This window comes from Streptomyces nojiriensis (genome assembly GCF_017639205.1).
In the GTDB taxonomy this organism is placed as follows: Bacteria; Actinomycetota; Actinomycetes; order Streptomycetales; family Streptomycetaceae; genus Streptomyces; species Streptomyces nojiriensis.
Map to the genome: position 1 here is coordinate 6,512,843 of NZ_CP071139.1, position 20,157 is coordinate 6,532,999.

14 protein-coding genes are annotated in these 20,157 nt (G+C 73.4%); 9 read left to right on the forward strand and 5 right to left on the reverse strand.

Going from position 1 to position 20,157, the window contains the following annotated elements:
- Nucleotides 1-139: 139 nt before the first annotated feature.
- From JYK04_RS30435 to JYK04_RS30455, 5 genes are all read left to right on the forward strand, one after another.
- On the forward strand, nucleotides 140-433 hold the full coding sequence (locus tag JYK04_RS30435; RefSeq protein ID WP_030651158.1) for a DUF503 domain-containing protein: 294 nt from the start codon (nucleotides 140-142) through the stop codon (nucleotides 431-433).
- A 28-nt stretch (nucleotides 434-461) separates the two neighbouring features.
- Nucleotides 462-908 (forward strand): 30S ribosome-binding factor RbfA, encoded by a 447-nt coding sequence (gene rbfA / locus JYK04_RS30440; protein ID WP_189745718.1) that lies wholly within the window; start codon nucleotides 462-464, stop codon nucleotides 906-908.
- Nucleotides 905-1,810, forward strand: coding sequence for a tRNA pseudouridine(55) synthase TruB (gene truB, locus JYK04_RS30445; RefSeq protein WP_189745720.1), 906 nt, complete (start codon nucleotides 905-907; stop codon nucleotides 1,808-1,810). The genes rbfA and truB overlap by 4 nt, the downstream gene beginning before the upstream one ends.
- Nucleotides 1,811-2,053: 243 nt before the next feature.
- Nucleotides 2,054-5,854, forward strand: a complete 3,801-nt coding sequence (locus JYK04_RS30450; RefSeq protein WP_189745722.1) for a serine protease — start codon at nucleotides 2,054-2,056, stop codon at nucleotides 5,852-5,854.
- A gap of 126 nt (nucleotides 5,855-5,980) precedes the next feature.
- Nucleotides 5,981-6,937, forward strand: coding sequence for a bifunctional riboflavin kinase/FAD synthetase (locus JYK04_RS30455; RefSeq protein WP_189745724.1), 957 nt, complete (start codon nucleotides 5,981-5,983; stop codon nucleotides 6,935-6,937).
- Nucleotides 6,938-7,000: 63 nt separating this feature from the next.
- Here the strand turns inward: JYK04_RS30455 and JYK04_RS30460 are convergent, their stop codons facing one another.
- The 3 genes from JYK04_RS30460 to eccE form a co-directional block, all read right to left on the reverse strand.
- Nucleotides 7,001-9,466 (reverse strand): SCO5717 family growth-regulating ATPase, encoded by a 2,466-nt coding sequence (locus JYK04_RS30460; protein WP_189745726.1) that lies wholly within the window; start codon nucleotides 9,464-9,466, stop codon nucleotides 7,001-7,003.
- 106 nt (nucleotides 9,467-9,572) lie between these two features.
- Complete coding sequence (locus JYK04_RS30465; protein ID WP_189745728.1) at nucleotides 9,573-10,271, reverse strand: hypothetical protein; 699 nt, start codon at nucleotides 10,269-10,271, stop codon at nucleotides 9,573-9,575.
- Nucleotides 10,268-11,542 (reverse strand): type VII secretion protein EccE, encoded by a 1,275-nt coding sequence (eccE, locus tag JYK04_RS30470; protein WP_229876766.1) that lies wholly within the window; start codon nucleotides 11,540-11,542, stop codon nucleotides 10,268-10,270. Before eccE ends, JYK04_RS30465 begins: the two co-directional genes overlap by 4 nt.
- Nucleotides 11,543-11,800: 258 nt before the next feature.
- Between eccE and eccB the strand changes: the two genes are divergently transcribed.
- The 4 genes from eccB (at nucleotide 11,801) to JYK04_RS30490 (ending at nucleotide 15,575) form a co-directional block, all read left to right on the forward strand.
- On the forward strand, nucleotides 11,801-13,378 hold the full coding sequence (eccB, locus tag JYK04_RS30475; protein WP_189745732.1) for a type VII secretion protein EccB: 1,578 nt from the start codon (nucleotides 11,801-11,803) through the stop codon (nucleotides 13,376-13,378).
- Nucleotides 13,379-13,389: 11 nt separating this feature from the next.
- The gene (mycP, locus tag JYK04_RS30480; protein WP_189745733.1) at nucleotides 13,390-14,676 is read left to right on the forward strand and encodes a type VII secretion-associated serine protease mycosin; all 1,287 of its coding nucleotides are present in this window, start codon (nucleotides 13,390-13,392) and stop codon (nucleotides 14,674-14,676) included.
- A 215-nt stretch (nucleotides 14,677-14,891) separates the two neighbouring features.
- Entirely contained in the window at nucleotides 14,892-15,221 is a 330-nt protein-coding gene (locus tag JYK04_RS30485; RefSeq protein WP_030718712.1) for a hypothetical protein, read from the forward strand.
- Between the two features lie 45 nt (nucleotides 15,222-15,266).
- Complete coding sequence (locus JYK04_RS30490) at nucleotides 15,267-15,575, forward strand: WXG100 family type VII secretion target (RefSeq protein WP_189745735.1); 309 nt, start codon at nucleotides 15,267-15,269, stop codon at nucleotides 15,573-15,575.
- 83 nt (nucleotides 15,576-15,658) lie between these two features.
- On the opposite strand, the gene JYK04_RS30495 is transcribed toward JYK04_RS30490, so the two are convergent.
- Both JYK04_RS30495 and eccCa read right to left on the reverse strand, forming a co-directional pair.
- Complete coding sequence (locus tag JYK04_RS30495) at nucleotides 15,659-15,904, reverse strand: DUF397 domain-containing protein (RefSeq protein ID WP_030708695.1); 246 nt, start codon at nucleotides 15,902-15,904, stop codon at nucleotides 15,659-15,661.
- Between the two features lie 130 nt (nucleotides 15,905-16,034).
- Entirely contained in the window at nucleotides 16,035-19,991 is a 3,957-nt protein-coding gene (gene eccCa, locus JYK04_RS30500) for a type VII secretion protein EccCa (RefSeq protein ID WP_189745737.1), read from the reverse strand.
- Nucleotides 19,992-20,157: the final 166 nt, after the last annotated feature.

Sequence of the window (20,157 nt, forward strand, 5' to 3'; positions counted from 1 at the left end):
TGTCGTAGCTCGTAACACCGGGGCCGGTCGGCGGAATATCCGTCGATCGGCCCCGGCCGTTGCGTGTACGGTTTGGTGACCCTGCCGAGCGACGGCCGGCAGGCCACCGAACCCGCACCGGCGGGATATCCGGAACTGCATGTACGTGGGGACTCTGTCCTTCGATCTGCTCCTCGGCGACGTTCACTCGCTGAAGGAGAAACGCTCCGTGGTCCGGCCCATCGTGGCCGAGCTCCAACGCAAGTTCTCCGTGAGCGCGGCTGAAGTGGGCGACCAGGACCTGCACCGCAGGGCCCGTATAGGGGTCGCTCTGGTGAGTGGGGACGCGGGGTTCCTCTCGGACGTACTCGACCGCTGCGAGCGGCTGGTCGCGGCGCGTCCGGAAGTGGAGCTGCTGTCCGTACGACGGCGCCTCCACGGTGATGAAGACTGATAGCAAGACATAAGAAGGAGACGGACCAGTGGCCGACAATGCGCGGGCGAAGAAGCTGGCGGACCTCATCCGGGAGGTGGTGGCGGAGAAGCTGCAGCGCGGAGTCAAGGACCCCCGCCTCGGTACGCACGTGACCATCACGGACACCCGGGTCACCGGCGACCTGCGGGAGGCCACGGTCTTCTACACGGTCTACGGTGACGACGAGGACCGCGCCAGCGCGGCAGCGGGCCTGGAGAGCGCCAAGGGCGTACTGCGCTCCGCGGTCGGCCGGGCGGCGGGCACCAAGTTCACGCCCACCCTGACCTTCGTCGCGGACGCCCTCCCGGAGAACGCCAAGACCATCGAGGACCTCCTCGAAAAGGCGCGGACCTCCGACGCCCAGGTGCGCGAGGTGTCCTCCGGCGCCCAGTACGCCGGCGACGCCGACCCGTACAAGAAGCCGGGCGACGACGAGGACGCAGCCGCCGAATGAGCAATGCAGGGAAGACGCCGGACGGCCTTGTCATCGTCGACAAGCCGTCCGGCTTCACTTCGCACGACGTGGTCGCCAAGATGCGCGGGATGGCCAAGACCCGCCGCGTCGGCCACGCGGGAACACTGGACCCGATGGCGACGGGCGTCCTCGTCCTCGGCGTGGAGAAGGCCACCAAGCTCCTCGGCCACCTCGCGCTCACGGAGAAGGAGTACCTCGGCACGATCCGCCTGGGCCAGGACACCCTGACGGACGACGCCGAAGGCGAGATCACCTCGTCCGCGGACGCCTCCGGGGTCACCCGGGAAGCCGTGGACGCGGGTATCGCCAAGCTGTCCGGCGAGATCATGCAGGTCCCGTCCAAGGTCAGCGCCATCAAGATCAAGGGCGTGCGCTCCTACAAGCGCGCCCGCGACGGCGAGGACTTCGAGATCCCGGCCCGCCCGGTCACGATCTCCTCCTTCCAGGTGTACGACATGCGCGAGGCGGAGGCCGAGGACGGCACGAAGGTCGTCGACCTCGTCGTCTCCGTCGTCTGCTCCAGCGGTACGTACATCCGCGCCCTCGCCCGTGACCTGGGCGCCGACCTCGGCGTCGGCGGGCACCTGACCGCGCTGCGCCGCACGCGGGTGGGCCCGTACAAGCTCGACAAGGCACGGACCCTGGACCAGCTCCAGGAGGAGCTGACCGTCATGCCCATCGGCGAGGCGGCCGCCGCGGCCTTCCCGCGCTGGGACCTGGACGCCCGGCGGGCATCCCTGCTCGCCAACGGCGTGCGGATCGACATGCCGCAGGAGTACGAGGCGGGCCGCACGGTCGCGGTCTTCGGACCGCAGGGGCAGCTGCTCGGGCTCGTCGAGAACAAGAACGGAAAGGCGAAGTCCCTCGCGGTCTTCGTCTGACGATCGGGTGTCGACGTGGAGCGGTGAGCGCACATGGACTGCCGCTCACCGCTCCACGACCCCCCTCGGGTAGGTCTCTATCCACCCTGGCCCCTGTATTCACCCGTCCGAGCAGGCGCTCGGAGTGAATGGCGGGAGCGTAAGGGGCGCTTTCGCCTCGCGTGCTTTTCGCGCTGATCTTCACCTGCCTACCGTCGTGAGCACGGGGTGTTGCGGGGGAGCGGTGCGGGGAGTGGTGCGGCCATGGCGGAGCTCATCAAGATCTGCGATCCCGCCGGGCGGACGCGCGGCAGTGGATTCGTCGCCGACGACCGCGGGACGGTGGTCACCAGTCACGAGGCCGTCGACGGACTGACCCGGGTGGTGCTTCGCGCGCCGGGCCCCGCCTGGCGGACCTGGCTGGCCGAGGCGGCGGACGTGACCGCCCTGCCGGAGCTGGCGCTGGCGCTGGTACGGACCGACGGACTCGGGACGCGGCCGCTTCCGGTGGCGCTGCGCGAGGCGATCGATCCCGGGACCTACGTACGGCTGCCCGCGCGGGGATGGCGGCAGGCGCGGGTGCTGGGGGGCGCGGAGGTCAGCTATCCGGCGGCGGACCGGTCCCACGTGGTGCCCGCAGGCGTGGCCGTGGAGCTGGCGATCGGCACCGACGGCCGGGACGCGCTGCTGCTGGGCGGGGAGGCCTGCGGGGGCCCGGTGCTCGACGCCGGGACCGGAGCGGTGCTCGCGGTGGTGGGCACCGCACTGCGGGCGGAGCACCGCACCGGAGGCTTCGCGGTGGCCCTGCGGGCGGCGGCCGACGCGGATCCGGGCGGCCCGCTGGCCGCACTGCTGGAGCGCAATGCCGCCACCGTGCCCGGCCACGGCGCCGACCTCAACCTCGCCGGGGCGCTGGAACTGACCGCGACCACGCTCGGCGCCTCCTTCCCCCCGGACGAACCGGAACCCGTGGAGCGTCCCGGCATCGCCGCCGAACTGGCCGCCTTCACCACCGGGGACCGCCCGGTCCTGGGACTCGTCGGAGACCCGGGCACGGGCCGCACCACGGCGCTGGCCGCCCTGGCCGTACGCCGCGCACGGGGTGCCCGCCCGGCGCCGACCCTGTGGCTGCGCGGCGCCGACCTGCGCGCCACCGACACCTCCCTGGCCGACGCGGCAACCCGCGCCCTGACCGAGGCAGCCCGCATCGTCGCGGCCGCGCGCGGTGACGACGGAACCGTGGGTGTGCCGGGCCACTCCCCGCGCCCCGCTTCCGACGGGGCCGGGTGTGTGTCGGGGCGCTCCCCGCAGGGCGTCGAACGCACTGCCGCCGCGCTTTCCGACCCCTCACCACGTTCGGCGCCCGAGGAGACGTCCAGGCGCGCGCCCGGCCCCGGCGGAACCCCGCCGGCCAGGACCGGCGTCGGCGGAACCGCCCCCGCCGGGCGGCTCGGCCGACCGACCTCGGGCCCGGGCGAAGCCGCACCGGTGGACCGGTGCAGCCAACCGGCACCCGGCCCCGCCGGAACGGTCCCGGCCGAGGGGTGCAGTCAGCCGGCGTCCGGCCCCGGCGAGCGGCGCAGTCAGCCGGCGTCCGGCCCCGGCGGAGTCGCAGCGGCCGAGGGGTGCAGCCAGTCGGCGTCCGGCCCCGGCGGAGTCGCAGCGGCCGAGCGGCGCGGCCGACCGGCGGGAGCCGCAGCCCACCTCGCGCACGTCGTCGCCCGCGCCGGCCGCCGCCTGCTCGTCGTGCTCGACGCCCCGGAGGAGATGCCGCCGGAGCTCGCGCACCGCCTCGGCCCCTGGACCACCGCCACCGCCGGGTGGCTGGACGACACCGGGGCCCGGCTGGTCGTCGCCGCCCGGCCCGAGTACTGGGAAGGGGCCGGCGCCCTCTACCCGCCCGAGGCGCTGCACACCCCGGCCCGCGCCGCCCGGCGGCTGCCGCCCGCCCTCCCGATCGCGGACCTCGACGCCGCCGAGGCCGAGTCCGCCCGGGCCCGCCTCGGCATCCCCGCCGACGCCGTCCGGGAGGCCGACGCCCGGCACCCGCTCACCCTGCACCTGCTCGCCGGGATCCGGGCCGCCGAGGTCACCGCCGGCCGGCCCGGCCGCGACGAGGTCTTCGCCGCGCACCTGGACCTGCTGTGCCTGCGCACCGCCGTCCGCATCGCCGCGGCCTGCGCCGACGCCGGCGGCGCCAAGGTGCACGGGCCCGGGGTCAGGCGGCTCGCGGCGCGCGTGGCCGGCCGGGTCCACGAGGCCGCGCGGCGCGCTCTGGGACCGGGGCAGGGACAGCTGGACCGGGCCTCCTTCGAGGAACTGTTCCCCTGGCGCACCGGCTGGGCCTCCGCCGTGCTCACCGAGGGACTGCTGGTGCCCGCCGGGCCCGGCTACCGCTTCACCCACGAGGAGCTGTCGGACTGGATCCAGGCCGGCCACCTGGACGTTCCGACCGCCCTCGGCCTGCTCGTCCACGGCCCCGCCGAGCCCGGGCTGCCCGTGCCCCGGCACCGGATCGGGCCCGTCCTGGAGGCCCTGCGCAGGCTCGCCCCCGACCGGCTGCGCGGCGAGCTCACCGGGCTGGTCCACCGGCTCAACCGCTGCACCGAGGAACCGGAGCGGGCCACCCCGGACAGCGCCTGGTGGGCCGCCCGGCTGCTGCGCGAAACCCTGCTCCGGGCCCCCGACGCCCGGCCCCACCTCCCCGTCCTGCACGCCCTGGCCGAGCACGTGGCCCGCGCCGGCCCGGGGGAGTTCGGCGGCTGGTTCTGGAACCGGCTCCGGCTGCCCGAGCCCGACCGCCTCGACCTGCTGCGCCGGCTGCTGCCCGCCGACCCCGCCGAGGCGGTCCCCGGCGACCGCTACCTCGACGCCGCGGCCCGCCGCCTCGCCCGGGACCCGCAGCGCGCGCAGCCGCTGCTCTGCGCCTGGTTCACCGACGGGCGCCGGCTGCGCGGCCGCCCCGGGGCCACCGTCGCCACCGCCGCGCAGGCCCTGCTGCACACCCACCGAAGCCTCGCCGTGGACGATCTCACCGAGGCGCTCGTCGCCGCGGCGCACCCGCGCGCAGACGAGCTGCTCGCCGTACTCGCCGAGGAGGAGCCCTCCGCCCTGTGCCGGGCCGTCGACCGCTGGGCGCACGACGAACGGCCCGGTCGGCGGGTCGCGGCCGCCGCCTACGGACTCGCCACCGCCCCGCACGTGCGCACCCCCGCCGACCGCGAGCTGCTGCGCCACGCCGCCCAGGCGCTCCTCGCCCGCCCCGCCGACGCCACCCTGCACGGCAGCGCCCTCGCGATCCTGCTCCGCGACCCGCAGGCGCGCGGCCGCTACCTGTCCGACGCCCTCGCCTGCTTCCGCCGTCCCGAGTCCGGCTCCAGGCTGCCCGCGGCGGCGCTGGTCGCGGCCCTGCCCGTGCTGCCCGATCCGGACGAGGTGTTCGCCGCCCTGCGCGCCCGGGCCGACGGGGAGGTCGTGCGGGCCCTGGCCGCGCTGACCACGCCGGGCCTGGCCCGGCGCGCGGGTGACCTCGTACGGGAGCACCTCGCGCGCAACCCCGGGGACGCGCCGCACGCCGCCCTCTTCGTGGACCGGCGGCTCGACCAGGGCCCGGCCGCCGCTTCGGTGGTGCGGCCCCTGGTCCTGGACCTGCTCCTCGGCGCCCCGGCCGTGGTGCGGGCCGCCCTGGCCGTCGTACTGGCCGCGCCGGGCGGCGGGGCCTCGCACCCGCTGCGCGGGGAGCTGGCCGACACCCTGCTGCGCGAGGAGACCGATCCACAGGTGCTCGACGTGTTCCTCGGAGCCGTGGCGGCCGGGGCCTCCGGGCGCGCGGAGGACCGTACGCGGGAGCTGCTGAGGCGCACCGGACGGCAGTTGCTGCGGGCCCCGGGCGGGGCGGCGGTCTTCGAACGGCGGACGGTGGAGCTGGCCCGGGCCGAACCGGCCTTCGGGGCGCTGGTGGCCCGCTGGCAGGCGACGGCGGGAGCGGAGGCCGCGGCACTCCTCGGGCCGAGCGCCCGGCGGACGGTGGAGACCCTGAGCAGGGCGGCCGCGGATGTGACGTGACGACAGACACGGTGGCGCATCCAGTCAGATGCCGATGCGGGGCACCGGCCACCGGCATGGCAGTCTTAGACCTGCAATCGGCAATCAGTTCAAGGACTAAACGGGTTCGGGCGAGGAGCGGTCACAGTGCAGCGCTGGCGTGGCTTGGAGGACATCCCCCAGGACTGGGGACGCAGCGTCGTCACCATCGGCTCCTACGACGGCGTGCACCGGGGACATCAGCTGATCATCGGGCGGGCTGTGGCCACGGCGCGTGAGCTCGGCGTCCCCTCCGTGGTGGTCACCTTCGACCCGCACCCGAGCGAGGTGGTCCGCCCCGGCAGCCACCCGCCGATCCTGGCCCCGTACGACCGGCGCGCCGAGCTGATGGCCGGGCTGGGTGTGGACGCGCTGCTGATCCTGCCGTTCACGGCGGAGTTCTCCCAGCTGTCCCCGGCCGACTTCATCGTGAAGGTCCTCGTCGACAAGCTGCACGCGCGCGCCGTCATCGAGGGACCGAACTTCCGCTTCGGCCACCGGGCCGCGGGGAACGTCGACTTCCTGCGCGAGCTGGGCTCCACGTACGACTACGCGGTGGACGTCGTGGACCTGGTCGAGCGGGGCGAGGCGGGCGGCGGGGTGCCGTTCTCCTCGACGCTGGCACGCAGACTGGTCTCGGAGGGTGACATGGACGGTGCGGCCGAGATCCTGGGGCGTCCGCACCGGGTCGAGGGCGTGGTGGTGCGCGGCGCGCAGCGCGGGCGCGAACTCGGCTACCCGACGGCGAACGTCGAGACGCAGCCGCACACCGCGATCCCGGCGGACGGGGTCTACGCGGGCTGGCTGACGGCGGACGGCGAGCGGATGCCCGCGGCGATCTCGGTGGGGACGAACGTGCAGTTCGACGCGACCGAGCGGACCGTGGAGGCGTACGCGATCGACCGCGTGGGGCTGGACCTGTATGGCATGCACGTCGCCGTCGACTTCCTCGCGTACGTGCGGGGGATGGCGAAGTTCGAGTCGCTGGACGGGCTGCTGGAAGCGATCGCGGACGACGTGAAGCGGGCGCGGGTGCTGACGGACGCGTACGACCTGAAGCGCTGACGAACGAAGCGGAAGGGCCCGTACCACCCCCGGGGCGGTACGGGCCCTTCGCTGTGCCGCCGGTCAGCCGAGGCGCGGGTCGCGCGGGGGCTGCTGGGGCTGGGGCGGCTGCTGCTGCGGGGCCGGGGGCTGCTGCCAGGGCTGGCCGGGCTGGGGGTACGGCTGGCCGTAGGGCTGCGGCTGCGGCGGCTGCTGGTACGGGGGCTGGCCCTGGGGCTGGCCGTACGGCTGCGGCTGCTGAGCGGGCTGCTGCCCGTAGGGCTGCTGAGGAGCCTGGGGCTGCTGCGGCGCACCCCAGTGGCCCTGCGGGGCCTGCTGCTGGGCCCGCAGGAAGTCCTCGGCCACGAGTGCGGAGAGGTTGAAGTACGCCTCGCGCGTCTTGGGCCGCATCATGTCGAGATCGACCTCGGCGCCGGCCGCGAGGTGCTCGTCGAACGGCACCACGACGACACCGCGGCAGCGGGTCTCGAAGTGCTGCACGATGTCCTCGATCTTGATCATCTTGCTGGTCTCGCGGACCCCCGAGATGACGGTGAGGGAGCGGGAGACGAGGTCGGCGTATCCGTGCGCGGAGAGCCAGTCGAGGGTGGTGCTGGCGCTGCTCGCGCCGTCCACGGACGGGGTCGAGATGATGATCAGCTGATCGGCCAGGTCCAGGACGCCGCGCATGGCGGAGTAGAGGAGGCCGGTGCCCGAGTCGGTGAGGATGATCGGGTACTGGCGGCCCAGCGTCTCGATGACGCGGCGGTAGTCCTCGTCGTTGAAGGTCGTGGAGACGGCCGGGTCCACGTCGTTGGCGATGATCTCCAGACCGGAGGGCGCCTGCGAGGTGAACCGGCGGATGTCCATGTACGAGTGCAGGTACGGGATCGCCTGGACCAGGTCCCGGATGGTGGCACCGGTCTCGCGGCGGACCCGGCGGCCGAGCGTGCCGGCGTCGGGGTTCGCGTCGATGGCCAGGATCTTGTCCTGGCGCTCGGTGGCGAGGGTGGCGCCGAGGGCGGTGGTGGTCGTGGTCTTGCCGACGCCGCCCTTGAGGCTGATGACGGCGATCCGGTAGCAGGACATGACGGGGGTGCGGATCAGCTCCAGCTTGCGCTGGCGCTCCGCTTCGGCCGCCTTGCCGCCGAAGCGGAACAGGCCGCCGACGCCGTTGTTGTTCTTGGGCTTCTGCTTGTTGCGCAGCAGCCGGTCGGACGACAGCTCGACGGCGGCGGTGTAGCCGAGGGGCGCCCCGCTGCCGGTCTGGCCCGCCGAGTAGCGCGGGTCGTGCGGCTGCGGCTGGGGCTGCGGGTACGGGTGCGGCTGGTGCGGCGAGGGCTGCTGCTGCCCGGGCCCGGCCGACCACTGGCCGGCGGTGCGCGGGTCGTAGGCCTGGGGCTGCTGGGGCTGCGGCGGTGCGGGAGCCGGCGGCGGGAACGGGTAGGCGTCCGGGGTGCCGAACGAGGGCGCCGGCGACGGCAGTTCGCCGCCGGGTCCCCCGAACGGGGTCTCCACGGCGGCCGGTGGCGTCTCCGCGGGGCTGACCGGCGTCGGCGCCGGAGCCGCCGCGGGCTGCTCGGCGGGCGGCAGTACGGGCGTTCCCTCGGCGGGAGTGTCCTGCGGTCCGGCCCACGGCGCGGGCGGAACCTCCGCCACCGGCTCGGCGACCGGCTCCGCGACGGGGGCCGACGGCAGGGCCGGGTACGGCGTGACCACGTCGACGGGCGGCAGGGCGGGGAACGGCGTCACGGGCGGGGGCTCGACGGGAGCCGGCTCCGGAGCGACCTCCTCGGCCGCGACCGGGGCCGCGGCCTCGAGCGCCGACGGAGCCTCCGCGTCGGGAGCCTGGGCCTCGACCGGAGCCGGAGCCGGGTCCTGAGCCCCGACCGGAGTCGGAGCAGGGGCCGGAGCCTCGACCGGGGCGGGAACCGGAGCCGGGGTCGTGTACGGCGGGGCCGGCTCGAAGGGAGCCGGAGCCGGTGCCGGAACCTCGATCTGTGCCGGAGCCGGTGCCTGAGCCTCGACCGGGGCGGGAACCGGAGCCGGGGTCGTGTACGGCGGGGCCGGCTCGAAGGGAGCCGGAGCCGGTGCCGGAACCTCGATCCGTGCGAGAGCCGGTGCCTGAGCCTCGATCGGTGCCGGTGCCGGTGCCGGTGCCGGTGCCGGCACCTCGGCCGGTGCGGGCACCGGGGCCGGAGTCGAGTAGGGCAGGGCCGGAGCCTGGTACGCCGGGGCCGCTTCGACCGGGGCCGCGGGAGCGGGCGGGAACGGAACCGGCAGGCCCGCACCGTCGGACGGCGTCGGCGGAACCGGCGGAGCGATCCGCATCGTCGAGGGCGACTCCAGCTCCGACGGGCGGTGGGGCTCGAAGCCGCTGCCCTCGGGGAGTCCCGGTACCTGCGCGGCCGGAGCCCCGCCCTGCATGTACCAGGCAGGCGGGGTGTAGTCGATGGTGAACTCGCCCGTCACCTCGGGCTCCGCGTCGGACTGATCGTCCGTCGGGACGTCCCACGTCCCGCCGCGCCTCTCGTTCCGATCGCCGCTCACTGGTCCTCCTGGTCTGTCGCACACTGGTCCGGCGCCCACCTCGCCGCGCCCGGACCCAGCCTAATCGCGCCCCGACGCCACTGTCCGCCCCCCTCGGAGGGCCGGGTCAGTCGATGCGCCGCGCCCCGCCCAGCAGGCCCGTCTCCGCGTCCGTCCCCTGGGTCATCACGAACTGCCGGTCCCGCGGCGTGCACCACAGGGTCACCCCGTCGCCCAGCGTCGGCAGGGACTCCACCGCCTGCCTCGGCAGCCGCATCAGGCGGCCGACCTGCTCCGCCTCGTCCGGGGACACCCGCTGCACCCCCACCAGGGACGACTGCTGGAGCAGGCGCGGCGCCGTCGGGCTCAGGTACGGCAGCAGGGTCAGCACCGACTGCCACGGCCCGGCCACCACGCGCCCGCGCGGCGGCCGCATCCCGCAGTCGCGGATCACCAGCACCGGGCTGCCCGCCGAGGCACCCTGCGGCGGGACCCGGCCCACCTCGTGCAGGGTCACGCACTGCTGCCCGCCGCCCGCCGCCTGGGCCAGCCCCGACCACACCTGCCCGCGCCCGGTCTCCACCGCCACGCGCGCACCCGTGGCCGCCGCGCGCAGTGCCAGCACCTGTGCCGTCCACAGGCCGCCGATCAGCGTCACCTCGTACGGCGTCGGCCGGTTGATGCCGAGCACCGCCGACCGGCCCTCGGCGTCCACACCGATGACGACCCCGTCGTCCCCGACGGGCAGCGCCAGCAGGTCCAGGTCCGCGACGGGCACCACGTGCCGCTCCCGACGCGGACCGACCAGCCCGAATCCGCCCCTCATCGCGCCCCTCCCAGCGGCAGCGAAGCCAGCAGCCCCGGCACCTGTTCACGGTCGAGCCGGACCAGCCCGGTCTTCACGCCCCGCGCCGTCCTCTCCAACTCCCGTCGCGCGGCGACAAGTTCCTCGTCGCTGCGCCCCGTCACCCGTACGTGTCCGCTCAGGGTGACGCCCTGTCGCTCCGCCGGGGCCATCGTCAGGCTGAAGTTCGTCGCGAGCGCGGGCAGCGAGGTGAGGAGCGCCACGAACTGCGGCAGCGCCGCCGCCCCGGCGCCGCCCAGCTGCGGCCAGCGTCCTATCCAGTACGTCGTGTGCCGCCGGTCGTCGCAGCGCCAGGTCCGCGAGGTCTCCTCGGTCCGCCGCCCGGTGCTGTTCGACCGCCCGGCCTGGGTGATCGCCATCGGGTTCGCGCACGAGGAGGTGGCCAGCGCCGCCGTCAGCTCCTGCTCGGTCAGCACGGTGGCCGTGAACCCGGCCCCGGCCAGCCGGCTCGCCAACTGGTCCGCCGCACGCACCAGGCAGCGCTGCGCACCGGACAGTCCGCCGCCGCGCGCGGTGACCGCCTCCGGGCACAGCTCCGGGTCGAGCTTGAGGGCGATCCACGTCAGCCGGACCGCCGGAGTACCCGTCTGTGCCTGCAGCGGCGCGTAGTTGCGGGTCGCCATCGACTGCGCGGGCAGGTGCGGGGCCGGCGCCGGCTGGGTGTGCTGCACGAGCTGCGCGGACTCCAGCCGGATGCCGTCCACTTCGAGGATGTCCCGTACGACGGCCAGCGGCAGTGGCCGCGCCGCCCGGTCGGGCCGCAGCGCGGTGGCGTCCGTGTCCACCTGGACGACCGCGGTCAGGAAGGTCCCGTCGCCGATCATCCCGACCGGACGCCGGTCGCGGTCGCTGAAGGTGAGGGTGCGCAGTGCCGGATCGGCCTCGACCAGCGGGGCGAGTCCCGGCTCCGTGCCCGCGGGCACGGTGAAGGAGGCGGCCCGCCGACGGCGTGAACGCAGGGTGAGCGCGCTGCCGATCCATTCCGGCAGGGAGCGCTGGTGGCGGCGTACGACCGCGAGCAGCACCATGACGAGCGCCAGTACACCGGTGGGAACCAGCAGCAGTGGTTCGACCACCCAGGCCACCAGCAGGGCGGCTGCGGCGACTTGGAGGAGCACGAGCTGTTGCAGTCGGAACGGACCGAAGCGGCCGGGGCTCGACTTCGGATGCGGCGTCACCCCGACACGTGCCGGTGCGGGCGCGCCGGTCTGCTGCTCCGTCGCGGTGGCCATCACTCGCGCACTTCCCCTCTCCGGGGCCAGACCCCGTGAGTCCCGGCGCTGTGCGACACCTGCCGCACGACTCCGGAATCTCCCCAATCCACCCCAACAAGCCCTGATCGACCCGGTGCGGAAGGGGCTGGGCGGCAGCCTCACCCTACCCGGCCCCTTCATACCGTCCGTCAAGAGGCATAGTAGGTGCCCGGTCCGACAATCGAGGCCCGGGGACCGTACTCACCGGCCGGGCCGTGCGGGGAGATACAGGCGGTCATGGCATCACGACGTGATGAGCTCAACGCGTACACCTTTGCGAAGCGGCGCACGGTGGCCGCGTTCCTCCAGCCATCCGCCACGGGTACCGAGGAAGGCGCGCCGCGCCCGCTGCGCGCGGTCCTGCCCGGGTTGATCGTCGGCGCGCTCGTGCTCGCCGGATTCGGCGCCTGGGGCATGTTCAAGCCGACCGCCCCCAAGGGCTGGGCGGAACCGGGGACCAGGGTCATCGTCGGCAAGGACTCGACGACCCGCTACGTGGTCCTGACGACGAAGGTGGGCGGCAAGGACCAGACGCGGCTGCACCCGGTGCTGAACCTCGCCTCCGCCCGACTCCTCCTGGATCCGGCGAAGTTCAAGGTGATCCAGGTTCAGGACAAGGTCCTCGACGCGGGCGACCCGCCGCGCGGCCCCATCATCGGCATCCCGTACGCCCCCGACCGGCTCCCCTCCAAGGACGAGGCGGGCAAGGCCAAGCGCTGGGCCGTCTGCCAGCAGCCGGGGGGCAACGGCCGGGGCGTGCAGACCGCCACCTTCGTGCTCGCCGACCGCGAGGCGGCCAAGACGGACGACGCCCGCAGGCTCACCGACACCCAGTCGCTGTACGTGCAGAGCACGGCCGCCGGCCAGGAGCGCTACCTGGTCGACGCGGCCGGTACGAAGTACAAGTTCCCGGAGGGCACCCCGGCCGCCGGGACGATGACCAACGCGCTGGTCGGCACCGGCGCCACCCCCCAGCAGGTCAGCCCGGAATGGCTGGGGACCCTCAACTCCGGCGACGACCTGTCCTTCCCGCCGCTGCCCGGCAAAGCCGGTACCGACGCCGGGGTGAAGGGGCTGGGCACCGCCGACAACAAGGTCGGCATGGTGCTCAAGGCGCAGACCGGCTCCGGCGCACAGCACTACGTGGTGCTGCCCGGGAAGGTCGCACCGGTCTCCGACTTCGTCGCCTGGCTGCTGATCTCGGCTCCCGCGACCGACGGCCTCAACATGCACGGCAAGCCCCGCGAGGTCGACCTCCAGTCGATCAACCCGGACGCCGCCCCGTTCGCGGGCGACATCAAGTGGCCCCAGAAGAAGACCGAACGGATCAACCAGACTGCGCCGCCCGCCGGCACCCAGACGGGCGGGGCCAACAACCGCGACACGGTCTGCAGCGTCCTGCGCTCGGTCGACGGCCAGGGCAACCAGACCCTGAGCACCTGGGCCGGCACCGGCTTCCCGATCGACATCACCGCCAGCGGCACCAGCGCGTACGTCACCCCCGGCTCGGGTCTGCTGTACACCCAGGTCCAGGGCAAGCAGACCACGGCCGGCGGCTCCCTCTTCCTGGTCACCGACACCGGTCTGCGGTACGCCGTCCAGGCCAACGGCGACAGCGACGCCGAGCAGTCGAAGATCGGCGCGCCCGACCAGTCGAAGGCCGGTGCGGACGTCCGCCCCGAGGCAAGCCAGGCGCAGGTCCGGCTCGGCTACGGCAGCGTCAGCCCGGCCATGGTGCCCATCGCCTGGTCGGAGTTCCTCTCCAAGGGGCCGCGCCTGGACACCAACTCCGCCCGCCAGCCCCAGGGTTCGTGAGGAAGCCGCCGATGACCCAGACCCACGCGTCCCGGCGGATCCTCCTGGCCGCCGCCTTCGCCCTGACCCTGGCCTCGGGCGGTACGGGCACGGCCGCCGCGGCCGGAGCCGCCGCGCCGCAGCCCCCGTACGCGCAGCCCCCGTACGCGCGGCTCCCGCACGCGCTGGGCCTCGACGGCGCGGGGGAGTGCACCTTCCCGATGAAGAAGCAGATCGAGGACCGGCCCTGGTCCCTCCAGCGGCTGCTGCTCGACGAGCTGTGGGCGCAGACCAAGGGCAAGGACAAGAACGGCAACAGCGTCCGCGTCGCGGTCATCGACACCGGCGTGGACCGGGCGAACCCGCAGCTCAGCGCGGCCATAGACACCGGAGCCGGCAAGGACTTCGTCGACGCCAAGGGCGGTGACGGCACGGTCGACACCATCGGCCACGGCACCAAGGTCGCCGGGCTGATCGCGGCCCGCCCCCAGCAGGGCACCGGCTTCGTCGGCCTGGCCCCGGAATCCACGATCATCCCGATCCGGCAGAACGACGGGCAGGGCAAGGGCAACGCCGCGAACCTGAGCCAGGCCATCGACCACGCGGTGGCCAAGGGCGCCCAGGTGATCAACATCTCCCAGGACACCGACGCCCAGCTGTCCGCCGACTCCGATCTCGGCAAGTCGGTCCAGAAGGCCGTCGCCGCCAACGTCGTGGTGGTGGCCTCGGCGGGCAACGACGGCCTGAGCGGCCAGAAGCGCAAGACCTACCCGGCGGCCTTCCCCGGCGTGCTCGCCGTGGGGGCCTCGGACCGCAACAACGAGCGGGCCGGGTTCTCCCAGCCCGGTGACTTCATCGGGGTGGCGGCCCCCGGCGTCGACATGGTCTCCACGGTCCCCGGCTTCGGCCAGTGCATCGACAACGGCACCAGCTTCTCCGCACCGTACGTCGCCGGCGTAGCCGCCCTGCTGCGCGCCAAGCACGCGGACTGGTCCGCGCAGCAGATCGTCTGGCAGATCCAGAACACCGCCGAACGCACCGTCAAAGGCCGTGACGACTACGTCGGTTGGGGCGTCGTCGACCCGGTGCGCGCGCTCTCCCACGACCAGCAGGCACCCAAGGCCCCGGTCCCCGACCCCGGCCCGCCCCCGGCGGCCGCCCCGGAGGCGGCGCCGCTGCGACTCACCGAGACGGCCCAGGAGCGCGAGGAGCGGTTCGGCACGTACGCTCTCGGCATCGGCGCGGTCCTGATCGCCGTCATCGCCGGCACGGCGACGGTCGTCCGCGACGCCCGTCGCCGCAAGCGCCGTTTGCAGTGAACGGTCACAGTTCATCTACGGAAGCGCCCCACCGGTGTTGGGGCTGTCAGATGAACTGGCTAGAGTGACACCAGGCTTCACGAGTGTGATCGGGGGATCGCGTGGAGCGGAGGGGGGCGCCCGAGGGCGCGTGGCTCGAAGCCGCGCCGGGTCCGTGTCCGCTCCGCTGCGCAATCCGCCGGTTCTGCCGGCGAATTGAGAAATGAGGAGCTTCGATGAGCACGAACACCTTCGGACTTGCAGACGATCCGGTCATCAAGGCGAAGACCAAGATCGAACAGACGGGAACGGCCGTCTCCAAGCAGGCCCGCGAGCTGGCTGACATCCTCGAAACCGTGAGCGCCGGCTGGACCGGTGTCGGTGCCGAGGGGTTCAAGCGGGCCCAGGTGATGCTGAACCAGGACCACGACGAGATCCGTCGTCTGCTCCGCGTCCTGCACCACGCGGTGTCCGAGACCAAGAACCTGACCAACGCCCAGGACGACGAGGTGCAGGCGGCGTTCCGGCAGGGGATCCAGTCCATCTCGGGCCTCAACAGCATCTGACCCACGTCGTTTTCAGGTAACGCGCTCAGCGAGAAGGAGAAGCACATGGCTGCCGACGACGGCCACACAAAGGTCCGGTATGACAGCGTCCAGCTGATGGCCAACCGCATCCGCCAGGTCTCGAAGAACATCATCGACGACCTGGAAGCGATGGAGCGGGCGGTGAAGGTCGTCACGGACACCTGGGACGGCGATGCGCACGCCCAGTACGTCGACCTCCAGGGCAAGTACCGCACCAAGGCCGACCACATCAAGGACATGCTGGAGAAGGTCGCCCAGCTCGTCGAGCGCGGCAAGGACGACTACCGCGCCACCGACAAGAAGGCCTCGCAGCTGTTCACCGAGGCCTTCTGAGCCCGGTCGCCGACAGGTCCGCACACGCCGAAGGGGCGCGCCCGTACCGGGCGCGCCCCTTCGGCGTCGTCCTGCCGCTCCCCTCAGGGACGGTGCCGGTCGAGGTCGAACTCCCCGTCCCTGGCCCCCAGCACGAAGGCTTCCCACTCGGCGGCCGTGTAGCGCAGCACCGTGTCCCGGTCCAGCGAGGACCGCATGGCCACCGCCCCCTCGGGAAGCCGGGCGATCTCGACCCGCTCCTCGTCCGGGCTGGTCCCGGGCGGCCCCTCCCACTCCACGCCGCTGATGTCGAGCGCGTACAGCTCGTCCTTCTCCTGCTGAGTGCCCATGGGCGGCCTCTCCCTCGGTGGCGCGTGTTCACCGCCGATTATCGGTGCTGCGCCACCGATCGGGAGAGGTTTCCACCCGATCCTTCCCGGTCGCCGGCCCCTGACAGGTGTCCGGCCACCGGGAAGGCGATCACATGTGGCCCGGCATCCGCCCGAGCTGCACCAGCGACGTCCCCCGCCTGCGCGAGGCGAAGTACGCCCGGCCCGGCGGCATCGGACGCGGCCGCACGGTGCCGACGAGGTCGCCCTCGGACGGGTCGCCGGACAGCACGATGCCCTGCGCGCCCAGCTCCTTGATCCGCTGCATGAACGGCTCGTACATCGAACGCGAGGCACCTGCCGAGTTGCGGGCGATGATGAAGCGGACGCCCGTGTCCCGCGCGAACGGCAGGAACTCCACCAGCGGCGCCAGCGGATTGCCCTGACTGGTGGCCACCAGGTCGAAGTCGTCGATCACGATGTACACGTCCGGACCCGTCCACCAACTGCGGTCACGCAGCTGCTGGGGGGTGACGTCGGTCGGCGGCTGCCGGCGCGAGAACACCCCGCCCAGCGCCTCCATGTGCATCTGCAGGGAGCTCGCCATCGGCGCGTACTCCAGCAGGTGCTCCTCCGGCAGCGCCCCGAGCAGGCTCCGCCGGTAGTCGCCGACGACCAGGCGCGCCTGGTCCGGCGTGTAGCGCTCGGAGATCTGCTTGGCGATGAGCCGCAGCAGGTTCGTCTTGCCCGACTCGCTCTCGCCGAAGACGAGGAGGAAGGGGTCGGTCTCGAAGTCGACGAACACCGGCTCCAGGTTCGTCTCGTCGATGCCGATCGCGATCCCACGGTCGGGGTGCTCCCCGCCCTTGGGCAACTGGTCGGAGTGGAGCAGCCGCGGCAGCAGCCGCACGCCCGGAGCCGCCTGCCCCGACCAGTTCTGCTTCACCGCTTCCACGAAGGCGCCCGTGGCCTCCGACAGGTCCCCCGCGTCGTGCGAGCCGTCGATCCGCGGCAGGGCGCCCAGGAAGTGCAGCTTCTCCGCCACCTGACCGCGGCCCGGCATCCCGGGCGGGACGTTCGCCGCGACCTTCCGGTCGAACTCGGAGTCCATGGTGTCGCCGAGCCGCAGCTCCAGCCGGCTGAGCATCTGGTCCTTGAGCGCGGCCCGGACCTCCATGTAGCGCGCCGCCGTGATCACCACGTGGATGCCGTAGCCCAGACCACGGGAGGCGATGTCCGTGACGATCTGCTCCAGGCCGTCGTACTCGCCCTTGAAGTTGCCCCAGCCGTCGACGATCAGGAACACGTCGCCCCACGGCTCACCGGGCAGGTCGCCCGCCGCCCGACGCCGCCGGTAGGTGCCGATCGAGTCGATGTTGTTCGCGCGGAAGAACTCCTCGCGACGGTTGAGGATGCCCCCCACCTCCGCGACCGTACGCCGGACCCGCTCCGGGTCCAGGCGCGAGGCGATCCCGCCCACGTGCGGAAGCTCGGCGATCGACGACAGGCTGCCACCGCCGAAGTCCAGCCCGTAGAACTGCACCTCGCGCGGGGTGTGGGTGAGCGCGAACGAGGAGATCAGCGTCCGCATCAGCGTCGACTTGCCCGACTGCGGACCGCCGACCACCATCATGTGGCCCGCCGCACCCGAGAAGTCCCGGTACAGCACCTCGCGCCGCTGCTCGAACGGCTTGTCGATGAGGCCGAGCGGGACGACGAGTGCGCCGAGCCGCGTGTACCCGTCCGCGTGCAGCCCGCGCTCCGGGCTCGGCGCCAGCGCCGGCAGCAGCTGGTCCAGCGGCGGCGCCTGGTCGAGCGGCGGCAGCCACACCTGGTGCGCCGGCACCCCCTGACCCTCCAGCCGGCTCACGATCACGTCCAGCACCGTGTCCGCCAGCGCGTCGTCCTCGCGTACCGACTGCGCCGCCAGGTACGCCGGGTCCGGGGCCGCGTACACCACCGGCACCGGGGCCGCCGTGAACAGCGCGGGCCGCCGCTCCACCGGGAACTGCCCCACGGACAGGTCCGGCCCGCCCGAGCGGTAGGTGCCCGAGACGTACGCCGCCTTGAAGCGGGTCATCTCGTCCGTACCGAACTTCAGATAGCCCGAACCGGGCACCGACGGCAGGTGGTAGGCGTCCGGCACACCGATCGCCGTCCGCGACTCCGCAGCCGAGAAGGTCCGCAGACCGATCCGGTACGACAGGTACGTGTCCAGACCGCGCAGCTTGCCCTCCTCCAGGCGCTGCGAGGCCAGCAGCAGGTGCACACCCAGCGAGCGGCCGATGCGGCCGATCTGGATGAACATGTCGATGAAGTCGGGCTTCGCCGTCAGCAGCTCGCTGAACTCGTCGATGACCAGCACCAGCGAGGCCAGCGGCTCCAGCGGGGCGCCCGCCGCGCGGGCCTTCTCGTAGTCGTGGATGTTCGCGTAGTTGCCCGCCGAACGCAGCAGCTCCTGACGGCGCTGCAGCTCACCGCGGATCGAGTCGCCCATGCGGTCCACGAGCGTGAGGTCGTCGGCCAGGTTGGTGATCACCGCCGCGACGTGCGGCATCTGCCCCATCCCCGTGAAGGTCGCACCACCCTTGAAGTCGGCGAGTACGAAGTTCAGGGTCTCCGAGGTGTGCGTGACCGCCAGACCCAGCACCAGCGTGCGCAGCAGCTCCGACTTGCCGGAACCGGTCGCGCCCACGCACAGACCGTGCGGACCCATGCCCTCCTGCGCGGCCTCCTTCAGGTCCAGCATCACCGGGGCGCCGTCCTCACCGACACCGATCGGCACGCGCAGCCGCTCACCGGCCGACCTCGGCCGCCAGGTCCGTGCGACGTCGACCGCGGCCGCGTCGCCCAGGTTCAGCAGGTCGGTGAAGTCCAGATTGGCCAGCAGCGGCTCGTCGTCGTCCCCGCCGCCCGTGCGCATCGGCGCCAGCTGCCGGGCCAGCGCCTCCGCCGCGGGCAGCGACAGCATGTCCGGCACACCCTCGTACGCGACCCCCGCGCCCGAGTCCAGGCGCAGCCGACCCGGCCGCACCACGACCGACAGCCCGCCGCGCGGCTCGTCCAGCTCGCCCGCGACGACCTCGACGATGGTGACGCCCTGCAGGCCCTCGGCCGCGGCGAACACCGAGTCCGGCGGCACCATGCCACCGTCCAGCACGACCACCAGGTGCGGCTGGTCCAGCACCGGGGACACCTCGCGGCTGAACCGCGGCCGGCCCTCCAGCCGGGACGCCAGCAGACCCTCCAGCTCGGCGAGGTGATCGCCGAACAGCCGCTTCGTACCGGCCCCGTCGACCTGACCCGGGACCTGCGTGTGCGGCAGCCACTTCGTCCAGTCCCACGAGGGCACCGCACCCGGCGCCGCCACCACGGCCACCATCAGGTCCTCGGGGGAGTGCAGCGTCGCCAGCTGCGCCACCATCGCCCGCGCGGTACCGCGCGCGGACTCCGGCTCCCCGGACACCGTCACGTGGTAGAAGGCGCGGATCGACAGCGCCATCGGCAGCCCGTCCAGCGAGGAGTGCACCTTCAGGAACCGCTGCATCGCGCCCGCGGTCAGCGGCTCCAGCTCGTCCACCGGCGCCGTCTCCGGCGCCACCAGCGGGGTCGCCAGACGCTGCGCGCCCAGCCCGACCCGGGCCTGCCCGAAGTCCTGGTCGCCGACCCGCCGCTCCCACAGCCGGGAGCCCTCCGCCACCACCGACCACAACTGCTCGGGGGCCGGGTGCAGATACAGCTGCGCGTCGCGCTGCGCCCGCGCGGTCCGGCGTACCTGACGACGTGTCTGCGCGAGATATTTGAGGTAGTCCCGGCGCACATCGGCCATTTGCCCCTGCGCACCGCGCCGGTGGCGCGCCAACTGGGCGACGACCATGGCCACCGTCGACGCCAGCATCAGCACACCCATGATGCGCATGAAGGGGGCCGCGCCCGGCATGAAGAAGAAGACGACGGAGGAGCCCATGCCGAGCATCGGCAGGAGCTGCATCAGCATGCCCTCCTGCTGCCCGCGCGGAAGTTCGGGCGGAGCTTCCAGCCGCAGCTCCTCCGCCGGAACCTCGGGCGGCAGGGACCGCGGCGGGCGTTTGACGACGATCTGGCTCACCGGAGCATCAATCCCTCGAAAACGGACGGGACGTCGCAACCGGCGCCCCCAAGTCCCGGGCGCGAAGGGGGTCTCCCCCACGCGACGGTGATCCTACTTGCCGACAGTCGGTCATAAGCCCGGTAGGGTGTCGCGCGCAGCATGCGCATCCGCGAATCATCCGCCG